General features: G+C 53.7%; 14 protein-coding genes. 1 reads left to right on the forward strand and 13 read right to left on the reverse strand.

Going from position 1 to position 12,721, the window contains the following annotated elements:
• Window positions 1-23: 23 nt before the first annotated feature.
• The 9 genes from SK3146_RS02275 to SK3146_RS02315 all read right to left on the reverse strand — a co-directional run bounded on the left by SK3146_RS02275 (window position 24) and on the right by SK3146_RS02315 (window position 7,266).
• Window positions 24-1,202 carry a NupC/NupG family nucleoside CNT transporter gene (locus SK3146_RS02275; RefSeq protein WP_249863536.1) on the reverse strand — a complete coding sequence of 393 codons (1,179 nt, stop codon included), beginning with the start codon at window positions 1,200-1,202 and terminating at the stop codon, window positions 24-26.
• 115 nt (window positions 1,203-1,317) lie between these two features.
• Window positions 1,318-1,983, reverse strand: a complete 666-nt coding sequence (deoC, locus tag SK3146_RS02280) for a deoxyribose-phosphate aldolase (RefSeq protein ID WP_249863537.1) — start codon at window positions 1,981-1,983, stop codon at window positions 1,318-1,320.
• A gap of 223 nt (window positions 1,984-2,206) precedes the next feature.
• Window positions 2,207-2,596 (reverse strand): cupredoxin domain-containing protein, encoded by a 390-nt coding sequence (locus SK3146_RS02285; RefSeq protein ID WP_249863538.1) that lies wholly within the window; start codon window positions 2,594-2,596, stop codon window positions 2,207-2,209.
• 197 nt (window positions 2,597-2,793) lie between these two features.
• Window positions 2,794-3,624, reverse strand: a complete 831-nt coding sequence (nadE, locus tag SK3146_RS02290) for an ammonia-dependent NAD(+) synthetase (RefSeq protein ID WP_249863539.1) — start codon at window positions 3,622-3,624, stop codon at window positions 2,794-2,796.
• Window positions 3,625-3,647: 23 nt separating this feature from the next.
• The gene (gene nadD, locus SK3146_RS02295) at window positions 3,648-4,262 is read right to left on the reverse strand and encodes a nicotinate (nicotinamide) nucleotide adenylyltransferase (RefSeq protein ID WP_249863540.1); all 615 of its coding nucleotides are present in this window, start codon (window positions 4,260-4,262) and stop codon (window positions 3,648-3,650) included.
• Window positions 4,263-4,307: 45 nt separating this feature from the next.
• Complete coding sequence (locus SK3146_RS02300; protein WP_259617751.1) at window positions 4,308-5,111, reverse strand: NUDIX domain-containing protein; 804 nt, start codon at window positions 5,109-5,111, stop codon at window positions 4,308-4,310.
• Window positions 5,112-5,461: 350 nt separating this feature from the next.
• Window positions 5,462-6,127, reverse strand: a complete 666-nt coding sequence (locus tag SK3146_RS02305) for a stalk domain-containing protein (RefSeq protein ID WP_249863542.1) — start codon at window positions 6,125-6,127, stop codon at window positions 5,462-5,464.
• 119 nt (window positions 6,128-6,246) lie between these two features.
• The gene (locus SK3146_RS02310; RefSeq protein ID WP_249863543.1) at window positions 6,247-6,597 is read right to left on the reverse strand and encodes a VOC family protein; all 351 of its coding nucleotides are present in this window, start codon (window positions 6,595-6,597) and stop codon (window positions 6,247-6,249) included.
• A 285-nt stretch (window positions 6,598-6,882) separates the two neighbouring features.
• On the reverse strand, window positions 6,883-7,266 hold the full coding sequence (locus tag SK3146_RS02315) for a ribosomal maturation YjgA family protein (protein ID WP_249863544.1): 384 nt from the start codon (window positions 7,264-7,266) through the stop codon (window positions 6,883-6,885).
• Between the two features lie 175 nt (window positions 7,267-7,441).
• Here SK3146_RS02315 and SK3146_RS02320 point away from each other — a divergent pair, with 175 nt between their 5' ends.
• Complete coding sequence (locus tag SK3146_RS02320; RefSeq protein ID WP_249863545.1) at window positions 7,442-7,624, forward strand: hypothetical protein; 183 nt, start codon at window positions 7,442-7,444, stop codon at window positions 7,622-7,624.
• 126 nt (window positions 7,625-7,750) lie between these two features.
• Here the strand turns inward: SK3146_RS02320 and SK3146_RS02325 are convergent, their stop codons facing one another.
• The 4 genes from SK3146_RS02325 to SK3146_RS02340 form a co-directional block, all read right to left on the reverse strand.
• Entirely contained in the window at window positions 7,751-9,229 is a 1,479-nt protein-coding gene (locus SK3146_RS02325; RefSeq protein ID WP_249863546.1) for a sulfatase family protein, read from the reverse strand.
• 69 nt (window positions 9,230-9,298) lie between these two features.
• Complete coding sequence (locus tag SK3146_RS02330) at window positions 9,299-10,129, reverse strand: carbohydrate ABC transporter permease (protein WP_249863547.1); 831 nt, start codon at window positions 10,127-10,129, stop codon at window positions 9,299-9,301.
• Complete coding sequence (locus tag SK3146_RS02335; RefSeq protein ID WP_249863548.1) at window positions 10,126-11,115, reverse strand: carbohydrate ABC transporter permease; 990 nt, start codon at window positions 11,113-11,115, stop codon at window positions 10,126-10,128. Before SK3146_RS02335 ends, SK3146_RS02330 begins: the two co-directional genes overlap by 4 nt.
• 39 nt (window positions 11,116-11,154) lie before the next feature.
• Window positions 11,155-12,660 carry an ABC transporter substrate-binding protein gene (locus SK3146_RS02340; protein ID WP_249863549.1) on the reverse strand — a complete coding sequence of 502 codons (1,506 nt, stop codon included), beginning with the start codon at window positions 12,658-12,660 and terminating at the stop codon, window positions 11,155-11,157.
• Window positions 12,661-12,721: the final 61 nt, after the last annotated feature.

The following is a 12,721-nucleotide window of genomic DNA, read 5'->3' on the forward strand; positions in this document are numbered from 1 at the left end:
TTTATGACAATATTTTTCGGCCGTTACAAAAACAAGCCGGCAACCGTGGCCGATAACACGCTGACCATCGTCGCCCCGTACAGCAATTTCAGACCGAACCTTGCCACCACGTTCCCCTGCTTCTCGTGCAAGCCTTTCACTGCGCCGGCGATAATGCCGATAGAGGAGAAATTGGCGAACGACACGAGAAACACGGATACGATACCGACGGTTCTGGCCGACAATTCGGCATGCTTGCCGAGATCGAGCATAGCCACGAACTCGTTGGCCACCATCTTGGTCGCCATAATGCTCCCCGCCTCCACCGCTTCCCGCCAAGGCACGCCCATGACGAAAGCGAACGGAGCGAAAATATATCCAAGCAGCTGCTGGAACGAAATGCCGAGAATACCGCTGAAGATGCCGTTGACCAGGGCAATGATCGCTACGAAACCGATCAGCATCGCCGCTACGGTGATCGCAACCTTGAAACCGTCCATAATATATTCCCCGAGCATTTCAAAGAAGGACTGCTTCTCTTCATCGTGAACTTCAAGAATGTCCTCTTCTCTGGAAACGACGTAAGGATTCAAAATCGAAGCGACAATGAATCCCCCGAATAAGTTCAGGACAAGCGCTGTGACGACATATTTGGGGTTGATCATCTGCATATAGGCTCCGACGATCGACATCGAAACGGTCGACATCGCCGAGGCGCACAGTGTGTAGAGCCGCTGCTTCGGCAGCATGCCGATCTGTTTTTTGACGGAGATGAACACTTCGGATTGTCCCAAAATCGCCGAAGCCACCGCATTATATGATTCCAGCTTACCCATTCCGTTTACTTTACTCAAGACCAAGCCGATATATTTAATAATAAACGGCAAAATCCGGGTGTACTGCAAAATGCCGATGAGCGCCGAAATAAACACGATCGGCAGCAGCACCGAGAGAAAGAACGGGGATTGCCCTTCGTTGGCGAGACCTCCGAACACAAAATTGACGCCTTCCGCCGCATAAGTCAGCAGCTTCTCGAATACCGAAGCGAACCCTCCGATCAGGAACTCCCCGATACCTGTATGGAGCAGGATAAAAGCAAGCACCACCTGCAATACGATCATTACCGCAAGCGGACGGTAGCGGATACTCCGCCGGTCGTTGCTTCCCGCATAAGTGAGAACGAAGACGACCAGCACGCCTAGAATGGCAACTAAAAATTTCATGGTGTTATTCCTCCACAAAGTTAGTCGTTTTAGTATGCCTGCTCTAAGCGTATCCAACACCTATTCAGAAAATAATATCCAGCAAAACCCGTTTTTCCCGAAAGCTTGCCGGCGCTTAATAAGACGAATCCGAACGGCCGCCTTCCATAATCTTGACTCCGGAGCTGGCTCCGATCCGGTTAGCGCCCGCTTCGATCATCTTTTGCATATCTTCCAGACTTCGCACGCCTCCGGATGCTTTTACTCCTGCGCGTTCGCCGACCGTTTTGCGCATCAACGCAACGTCTTCGGCTGTGGCTCCGCCCGTGGAGAAGCCTGTCGACGTTTTTACGAAATCGGCGCCCGCTTGGACAGCGAGCCTGCAGGCGCGCTCTTTTTCCTCATCGCTTATAAGGCATGTCTCAATAATGACCTTCACAATTGCTTTGCCCGCCGCGGCGTCGACAACCGCTTTAATATCGTTCTCGACGAGCTCGTCGTTCCCATCCTTCAAGGCGGCGATATTCACGACCATATCGACCTCCGTCGCACCGTTTGCGATAGCATCCTTCGTCTCGAACGCCTTCACGGCCGAAGTCGAAGCTCCGAGCGGGAATCCGATCACCGTACAAACCTTCACTTCCGTCCCCGACAGCTGTTCCGCCGAATAAGCGACCCAGGTCGGATTGACGCAAACCGAAGCGAACTTATATTTTTTGGCTTCTTCCGTGAGCTTCGTGATCTCCGCTTTCGTAGCATCCGCCCGCAGCAACGTGTGATCAATCATACCGGCTAAATTCATGTTATTCTCTCCTCGGCTTTTTTAAAATTAATGTGTGCCAATGCGATGATTTTCATGACTTCATCGTTATCATAGCACGCGAATGAACGAATGTAAAATCCATTAAGTAATTATGTTCAAGACAAGAAATCTACTCCCCGGCAAAAAAAACTCTGCCCCAATCTTCCGATAACGGAGACTTGGCGGCAGAGCCTTATATCGTGCTCTCGCGGGCAAAAACGGGTTACGGCTTGACCGTGACCGTTCCGTAATACATATACATCCCGCAATGATATTCATATGTGCCCGGCTTCAGATCGGATAGCTCGACCAGGTTATTCCCTTTATCCAAATTGGCGTCGATCCCGAGCTTCTCGAACATCACATTTTTAATGCAAGTAAGATTCGATTCCTTCTTAAAATTCAGTTTGACCGGAACGCCGGCTTTCAATTCGATATGCTCAGGCTCGAAGCCGTCGGATTTGACATTTACCGTTACGATTTGATACCCCTGATTCTCCGGCAATGACGACGGATCGGCCGCAGACGCGTTCCCGTCCGTAAACAGCAGGATCAACGCAGCGATCAGCACGACGCCTATGCCGGCAGATAAAAACATCCATTTCTTTTTCATACCATCCACCTCTCCAAGCGGTCTTATACCGGCTGCAACAATTCCAGTATAATAGAAAGAACGCCGGCAAACCGTGAACATTGGGTGAATATTATGAACAATCTATTAAAATCCGTCTACAAAGGCGACCGCTTACGCTGCTCCAACTTTCTATCGACTCTTCGGCCACTTGTTCGCCACGCTTCTGAGCTCTGTTCTCATTTCCACCAGTCGTCGAACACCGTTATCGGCGGTTTCCGTTTATGCTTCGTACGTACGTACCAGCCTTCGATGGTCAGCCGCGCTTGTTCCGGCACGAGCTTCCCTTCCAAGTAGTCGTCGATCTGATCGTAAGTCACGCCGAGCGCATCTTCATCCGGAAGCTGCGGACGGTTTCCTTCCAAATCCGCCGTCGGCGTTTTGCGGTACAGCCGCTCCGGGCATCCGAGCAGCTCGAGAATGCGGCGGCCCTGCCGTTTGTTCAGCCGGAAGATCGGCGTCAAATCGGCCGCGCCGTCGCCGAATTTGGTGTAGAAGCCCGTTACGGCTTCGGCGGCGTGATCCGTCCCTAGTACGACGCCTTTATAATGACCGGCAATCGTGTACTGCACCTCCATCCGGTGGCGAGCCTTCATATTCCCTTTCAAGAAATCCGAAACCGGCGCTTGGATCGCCGCTTCCACGGCCGCCGCGCTGGCGTCGACCGCTTCCTTAATATTGACGCTCAAGACGACGTCGGGCCGAATGAATGACATGACCGCTTCCGCGTCCTGTTCGTCCGCTTGAATGCCGTACGGCAATCTGACGCCGATGAAGCGGTATTTTTTGCGGCCAAGCTCCAGGTTCAGCTCATCGCATGCGACTTGCGCGCATTTGCCCGTCAGCGTCGAATCTTGACCGAGCGACAGACCCAGCACGAGAGCTTCGACGTTGTCGTGCTTCTGCAAATATTGTTTCAAGAACCGGACGCTTCTCCGAAATTCCTCCAAGCCGTCAATGTCCGGTTTCACTCCGAGCTCCGCGATAATCTGTTGTTGAAGTGTCGTCATAAGTCACAACCTCCTTATTGATGTTAACTCCGGTACAACCCGTGTTCCGCAATGTAACGGTAGCAGGAATCCGGCAGCAGGTAACGAGGCTCTCCGCCGCGGGCGAATTCCTCGCGTATATAAGTAGAACTGATTTCCATTGCCAATCCTTTATCGACCAGTTGGAACCGGTCGCCGTCATCGTGATTGCGCAGCAGCGGAGACTTGGCGATGGCCGCCAGCATATCGATGCCGTTTCTGGCCATCACGATGAACTTATTCTTGCTGACCAGCTCCTCTCCGTGCGACCATTTGCCTGCGCCGATATCGACAAGCAGATCGGCTCCCATAATAAAGTACAGATCGTCCGCCGGGTACCGCTGCTTGAAATATTCCATCGTATAATACGTATACTGCATGCCCGCAAGGACGTTCAGCTCATAGCAGTCCAGCTCGAACTTCGGATTGTCGGCAATCGCCAGCTTGATCATGGCGACGCGGTGCTCGTCGGCCGCATGCGGCGACTTATCCAATCTTCGGCTGGAGGACGGCAAAAAAATCACCTTATCCAGCCGTTTGCGGTGGGCGATTGTCGAGGCGGTCCATAGATGCACATTCGTGACCGGATCGAAAGACGAACCGTAAATTCCTATCTTCATAGCCGTATCCCTTCTTTCTCTGGCTCTTGCATGTACGGTTTTTCGTTAACGGTAAATGGATGCGACCGGTTCGTAATCGTTGAAGCGAAACAGCCGCACCCTCTTCGTAACCCCTTCGCGGCGGGTCGTCTTAATGCGGCCCTCCTCATCCGTCGCCGGCTCGATGAACGGCAGCTTCGGCGCCTTATCCCAGAAGGTCGATTTGACGTAAATCATCGGATCGTCGGCCAGCACCGTCATCAGCACGTCCCGCAGCTCCGCAAGCGTAAACTCGGCCGGCAGAAAATGCCTGGCTACGGTCGTCTGCATCATCTCCCGTTTAATGACCGCCGCCGCCGTCGTCAAAATATCGGCATGATCGAAAGCGAGATCCAACGCTAAAGCTTCTTCGATCGTGAAGAGCTCGCATTCCTCCGCATCGTCGGCAGCCTTTCGCTTCTCCAAATAGTCGCCGGGGACGATCGCGTAATGCGCGTTGGATATAATCCAGCCTCTGCGGTCTCTTCCGGGCTTGTCGAACACGGCGAAATGCTCGACGTGAATGCCGGTGACTCCCGTCTCTTCGGATAATTCCCGCACCGCGGTCTCGTAAGCCGTCTCCTTGTCGGAGCCAAACCCGCCGGGAATAGCCCATTTGCCTCCCTCGATATTCGGATTCCCCTCCTGATCGGCGGCCGCCCGCTTAATAAGCATAAGCTTCAGCACCGGCTTCGCCGCCGTTAGATTGTCCCCCTCGCTGTCCCGGACAATGGTTGCGCAGACGATATCGGAGGTATAACCGTCCGGCGTGCGATATTTCTTCGGATCGTAATGGCGCAAAACTTCTTCTTCGGTCGTATATTTGGACATCGCTCGTTCCATCTTCCTTTATTTTAATTTGTTATTCCCGAATTACTAATTAGGATTATACGCCAACGAAGTTGCCGGCACAATAGGCCTCTGGACGGAATACTGCATAACCAATCCCCCAAAAGTGACGTGATGCTCTGAAGCTTATTCCGTCCGCATCCAGCCTAGGCTGGATCGGCGTCTAACCCTTCCTCTGGGATCGTTCTATGGGTAGACTTTCCTTTCGGGGGAGCCACCGGATTTCCTCAGGATATTGCTGCGCATCATTTCCTAAACAAAAATAAAACAAGCCGATGCCCGTTTGAAGGCATCAGCTTGCTGTCCATAATATATGATTTCCGGCTTATGTTCTACTTATAAGAAGAGGAAGTTAGCGGAACGAGGAACCCGCCGTCGTCCTTCGTCGTAATTTCGATATAAAGCGTTTTGACCCCGGAAATATCCGCTTCAATCGTTTTCAGCCCCTCGTCGATCGAGACCGTTTCCTTCTTCAAGAGCGCGAACGAATCGCTGTCCTTGATTTCGATGCTCGTAATGTCTTTACCGAGCGCCGCCACCTGCAAATACAGCTTCGTGTACTTTTTATCAGGAGTCAATATGAAGCTTCCGCCGTGATCTTTCCTTGTCAAAACTTCTTTATAATCTTTGCCTTTATACGTCGTATCGTTCTTATCTTTGGAATAGTAAGTACTATCGAAATCCTCCGATGCGACGGCAACGCCGTCCGCCTTCACCCCAAGCAGCACCGTGCTTGTTTCCGCATCGTAATCGACGCCTACCCCGAGCGTGCTTGCAATCGCGCGCACCGGCAAATACGTATTGCCTTCGTATGTAATCGGCTCCACGACCCGGCCCTGCTCATCGAGCAGTTGTATCGGCTTTCCGTCTACTTTCACCTTCAAATCGTGATTCAAATAAGCTTTAATTTCTTCAAGATTCGCCGCTGCGAAAGCCGCTGCGCCCGCGTTAAGCATCAGAGAAGCGCCCAAAATCATTGCCACCGCTTTTTTATTCATTACGTTGTATCCACCTTTTTTTTGCATTTTAGTGTAATTATACTTGCATACGACATCAATCCAAGGGACCAGAGACATATTTTGACCTATCGGATCACCCGGTCTATGGGCTGATTCTACTACACGTGAGCAAGAATATTGACCAATTGTCCGAACGGATCGCGGACGTAGAATCGTCTTACGCCCCAAGGCTCGTCGGCAGGACCGTATTCGGCGGGGAACCCCGCTTCCCGCATCCGTTCCAGCGCAGCGTCGACATCGTCGACTTCAATCGATATATCCGGAACCGGCGTGCCCGAGCCTCCCTCCGAGGCGAAGCTGATTTGAATGCCCATCTCTGCGGAAGAGCCGTAGGTAGCGATCCAGCCGTGATCCATTAATACATCCAGCCCCAGCACATCCTGGTAAAAAATTTTGGCGGCGGCGACGTCGCGCGCGTTTACATTGGTAACGATTCGTTTTACTTTCATAAGTCGGCCTCCTTCTTTTTCATCGGCGATGGCGAATGATTACGGCAGTCCGCTTGCGATGGTGCAGATTCGATATGCGCTATACCTATTCGATGCGGCCGGTCCATTATCCTTTTTTTGGATAAAAACGGCGATGTAGGCCCTTTGTCCTGTTTTAATTGAAAAAAGAAAGCTGTCCCGTTAAGGACAGCAATGGACCACTCCTTTACAAATAGCGATACGCCTAGCTTACTAATGTGTATGACGAACGGGAATGTCCCTATAACCGGTCCGGTCCGGTCCGCTTTACCGCTTGCGTCTCGGCCAGCAGGCGTCCATGCCGCAGGCTATCGCGATGCCGAGCAAATACCGGAGCAAATCGGCCGGTAAAAATCCTTTGCCCAACACGAGAGCGCCCAATACGGTATCTCTCAGCCGATTGATCCAAGCCGCTTGGTACAGCTGGCTGAATTCCACCGCATAGCTGAATACGATGCTTAGGGCAGCCGCCAGGATGAAGCCTCTTCTGACGAAGACAAACCGGAAGCCGAAGTAAACCATGGCTGCCCACAGCATATCTCCGGCATGCTCGGCAATCAGCTCGGGAATTCGGTCCGCGAACCTTCGAGAACTTAGCCCTAGAATCATCGTTATTACGACTGCAACAAAGTATTGGATTCGGATGCGCAAATGAATCGGTCCCTCCCATGGCAAGCTCCGAATTGGCAGACGGGGACGGTACGCGCCGCCTGCCGATTTGTATCGCGCTTTTCGAATGGAGCGTATTTCCGCCGGTATGCATGATTTGGCAATTTATCATCCATACTAACCGGGTCATTTCCATTCTAAGTCAGGAGGTACGCATATGCCAAGCAGCAGAGGACATCAAGGAGCCACAGGGATCGGGCAAGCCGAGGAGCAGCTGAACCGTCAAGCGCAGGCCGCAGCGGAGATTCAAGGTCAGAGCGAGACGGATCAGCATGTGCTGGAGCAGGCCAACCGCCAACAAACCGAGCTGGACGAAATCATCCCCTCGGATCAAGATTAGCCGCATGAGAGGGCGGGCTGCCGATATGACATCGGCAGCCCGTTTTCAGCCCTTTTAATTGGATAATATTACCATATTCGCTTTCGCATTCCCCTCACAGCGTCTTCCTTCGTCATGCCTCATCGTCTACATACGCTTATTCGCTTTCAGAGGCACGGTATCGCACGTTTCCTGATAGAACGTCAGCAGCCGGTCCTTCAATTGCGCCAATACGCCCGCCAGCTCCGGATCGCCGATCCGGTTGATCGTTTCCCCGGGGTCGAGCGTCAAATCGTACAGCTCATCCTGCTCGTAAAACCGCCGCACATACTTGTATTCCTTCGTCCGGCACATTACCGCCTTCGTATGCTCGGGCCCTTCCTGCAGCTGCCACTGAATGCGGGGCCAATACAGCCCCGAGGCGCTGCCGACCGAGGTGCTCTCGCGTTCCATGCATTGCTCCTCGCCGTGCAATCTCCCCCCTTCGCAGAAGACGGCGTCCCGGTGCTCGTCCGTCTCGCCGGCTATGACCGGCAGCAGCGATCGCCCGAAATGACTATGGCCGGGCTTTATATCGAGCAGCGCTTCCACCGTCGCCGGGAAGTCGATCAGCTCCACCATCGCGTCGCTGACCCGAGGCAGGACCGGTACATCCTTCGGCGGCTTGACGATGAACGGCACCCGCGACAAGCAGTCCTCGAACGTATTTTGCGTTTTTTCCACCAGGCCGTAATCTCCGGTAAAATCGCCGTGATCGGAGAAAAAGAACACCGCCGTATCGTCATACATTCCCGCATCGCGAAGCGCGTCCATCACCATGCCGAACTGCCGGTCGACGCGGGCGCACATGCCGTAATAGGTGGCGCGCAGCTCATCCCAGCGCTCCTCGGTCCATCCTTGCAGCTTCTGCTTTTCCCAGATACCCCGCAGCAGGCTCGGCTTGCCGTCCCAATCGGCCGGGGCCGGAATTCGCGGAGGCAGCTTGGCACGGTCGATCATGCTGAAATACGGCTCCTCGACACCGTACGGTGGATGCGGATACAACAGCGGCAAGTAAATGCACAGCGGCCGGTCGTCCGGCGCGTTGCGAATCAGCTCAATCGCTCCGAGCACATTCGCCCAATCCCCGTCATAATAGTTCTCCTCGTCCTCGGCCTTCTGCAGCCGTCCCGCATAAAAGGAGAAGTAATTGTCCCCCTCCGGCGCTCCGCGCCATACGTCATGGGCATGAAGGTTCGTCTCTCTGCGCGGCTGAACGGGCGGCTTGTATTTCACGTCGCAGTAGTCGTCGTATCCGTTCTCAGCGGGGACCAGATCGTTTTTGCCGCCCCACCATACGTAATACCCGGCATTCTTGAGCGTCCGAAGCAGCACCGGTTCGTCGGGCTGCATCATGTGGTACATCGTGCGGTGTCCTCTGACATGCGGGTACCAGCCGCTCATAAACGAGCATCGGCTCGGCGTGCACACCGTATTTTGGCAAAAGGCGTTGCGGAACGACACCCCGTCGGTCTGCGCCATCCGGTCCAGATGAGGCGTCACGGCCGCCGGGTTGCCCATATGCCCCATCACGTCGCTGCGCCATTGATCCGGATTGAATATAATCAGATGCGGTTGTTTTGCCATTGCTTTCTCCTCCTTATCCTAATGCGATATAACTGGCCTGGACTCCTATGCCGCTGCGCTCCTGAAGCTTCAGCCTTTGACCGAGCCCGAGATGCCTTCGATAAAAAACCGCTGGAACACGATAAACACGACGATGACCGGGATCAGCGAAATCGAAGCGCCGGCCGCCATGCCCGACCAATCGACGGTATGCTCGCCGACGAAGGAATACATGCCGACCGCAAGCGTACGCAAATCCGGCTTGTTGATGCTGAAGATCAGCGGCACGAAGAACGAATTCCACGTCCAGATGAACTGCATAATCGCCGTAGTGGCGATAATCGGCTTCGCGAGCGGCAGCATGACCCGAACGAAGGTGCGGATAAATCCGCAGCCGTCCATTTCCGCCGCCTCCTCCAGCTCCTTGGGCAGGTTATGGAAATACGTCATATAAAGCAGAATGAACAGCACATGCGCCCCCGACGATTCGGCCAATATGATGCCGGGCAGCGTATTGAGCAGCCCCAGACTCTTGATGATCTGATAAATCGGGATGATGGTATATCCTTTGGGGATAAACATCGTGGCGGTAATCGCCAGAACGAACAGCTTGCGTCCGGGAAAAGCGACCCGCCCGAGCGCATAGCCGGTCAGCGCGCACATGACGATTACGATGACGACCGTCGTGCAGGTAATAATGACCGAGTTGGCAAAATAGGTGGAGAAATGGCCGACCTTCCAAGCTCTTGCATAATTGTCCCATTGCGCCGCCTCCGGCAGCAGCTTGAAGCCCGCGTTAATATACTCCGTGTTCGTTTTGAGCGACGAGAACAGCATCCAGATGAACGGGTAAATCCATACGGCCCCGAGCACGAGCAGCAGCAGGTGAAGAAGGCCGGTTAACGAACGGCGTCCGCTCATACGGGCGTCCCTCCTTTCGCATGCTTGGTGCTGCGGGCGTCCTGCCCGTCCTTCGACAGCTTGGCAAGCCATCCGAGCGCCAGCGTAATGATGAAGATGGCCAAGCCGAAGACGATCCCGGCTGCGGAAGCGTAGCCGATTTGCGGAAATCCGCTCGTGCTGAAGGCATAGTTGTAGATGAACAAATCGACCGTTTCCGTGGCAAAGAACGGTCCGCCGTTCGTCAGCGTTTTGACCAGGTCGAACACATGCATGCTGTTGACGACGGTCAGAAGCAGAATGACGGTCGCTACCGGCATCAGCAGCGGGATCGTAATGCTGCGCAGCGTCTGCCAGTAATCGGCCCCGTCCACCTTGGCCGCTTCATAGACGTCGCCCGGAAGCGACTGCAAGCCGGCAAGCCAGTACACCATCATCATCCCGAAAAACTTCCAGGAGCCTACCAGAATCAGCACCGCCATCGCCGTATACGACTGGCCTAGCCACGGAACAGGCTCGGACAATATGCCGAGCGCAATCAGCAGCTCGTTGATCAACGCCTTGTCGTTGCCGAAGATGAATTTCATAATAATGCCGACGATCGACGTCGTCGTCACGACGGGCAGGAAGTAGATCGTCCGGTAAAACACTTTGCCCTTGAAAAACGCCTGATTCAAAATCAGCGCCATGATCAGCGTCGTCGGCATTAAGATCACGGTTTTGGCTCCCATATAGATCAGGCTGTTGCCGAAGGCGTTCCAAAATTGATCGTCGTGCAGCAGCTTGGTCAGATTATCCCAGCCGACGAAATTGGAGAGCGGGCCGAACCCGCTCCAGTCGTAGAAAGCGTACACGTAGCTCATAATGATCGGATAAATCGTAAAAATCATGAAAAACAGCAGCTGCGGCAAAATAAACAAGTATGCCCATTTATAGCGGGCCCGCTCTCTTCTGACCGCTGCGGAGCGGGCGGCTTGCCTAGCCAGTACGGTCGTTTGTGCGCTCAACGCGTCCAACTCCTTTGCGCATTAGATGGTAGAAGCCCGTCATTTCCCCAGCTCTTCGTACTTGCTTTTGGTATACGGCTCAAAAGGCGTCCAGTTCGGGAATTTATAATCGTTTAAGCCGATTTTGGCGCCGCCGCCGGCCACTTTGTTGATCGAATCTTGAAGCGCCTTGTTATAGTCGGAGCTGAGCTTGCCCAACGTCCCTTCCAAATCTTTAATTTGACCGGCCATATAGCCTTCAAGAATTTTCCCGAGATTTTCCTTCGGCTTCTTGCCGTTCAGCTCGGTGTTGACCTTGATCGCAGCCAAATTGCGGATATATTGATGAGGCGACAATATAAACATCTGGTCCTGAATTTTTTGCGCCTGCTGGAACTGCGGATTCGTCATCTTCGTATTCTGATTTTGCGCGATGATCGGCGAGCCTTCGACGCCCATCTCCAGCTCCAGCGGATAAATGCGGTCCATATAAAACTGCAGGAACAGCTTCACTTCGTCGTAATGCTTCGTATTTTTGCTGACATGCACCGAGGCCTTCGTCTCGCCCTGAAACGCGTAGTACTGCGGCTTGCCGTCTTTGGTCGGCAGCGGGGCTACGCCGAAGTTGTTGAATTTATTGTTCTGCTGCAGCTCGGACGTCAGGAACGTGCCGTCGATGACGAACGCCGCCTTGCCCCCGGCAAACAATGCGGACGCCTCGCGGTAATCGATGACGAGGCTGTTCGGATGCAGCAGCTTATCGTCCTGCAATTGCTTGATGAACTTCATCGTCTGCACGATGCCGGCCGAGTTGTGCTCGTACTCCCCTTTCTTGTAATTAAAGCCGGCATAGGCGCCGTCGTTGGGCAATACGTCGGGATTGATCGCCGATGCCATCTGCCCGATAAATCCGCCCATCAGCCAATCGGTTTTGACGCCGAGAATGAGCGGGTACACATCGCTGTTTTTCTCTCTAATCTTCTTCCCGACGGCGATCAGCTCATCCCAAGACTTCGGCACATCCTTCTCCGACAGCCCGGCGTTTTTCAGCACATCGAGATTGTAGTACATGACATGAGCGAACCTCCGGGGCGTGAAGTGAGGCATCGCGTACACCTTGCCGTTCATCGTCGTGAAGCCTTCCGTCCAGGTGCCTTCGTAAAATTCGTCCTTCTTCTTCTGCGGGAACAAATCGTCCAGATCGTGGATGAGATCGAGCTGATACAGCTGATCCGTCGGCACCGCGTTCTGATTGGCGAAAATATCCGGCAGATCGTTGCTCGCTACCGCCGCCTGCAGCTGCGCCGCATACTGTGCGGAAGCGATCGACGGCATCTCTACTTTAATGTACGGATACTTTTCCTGGAACTCTTGAATCGCTTTCTCGAACACCGGCTGCGATTCCGGCCAGCGGTGCCAGAACGTAATCGTCACCGGCTTTTTGTCTCCGTTCGCGCCGCCGCTCCCGCTCTCCCCCTGCGAGCTGCCGCTCGAATCGCTGCAGCCGGATAAGACGGCGCTCATGGCCAGCATCGACAACAGACCGATCGAAAACGCTTTCTTCATTGTAGACTCCCCCTTGTTAAGCGATTGAATGTGTTACAAATCAAGTATAGTGAAAGCCTCG

It is taken from the genome of Paenibacillus konkukensis (assembly GCF_023523925.1).
GTDB classification, from domain to species: Bacteria; Bacillota; Bacilli; order Paenibacillales; family NBRC-103111; genus Paenibacillus_S; species Paenibacillus_S doosanensis.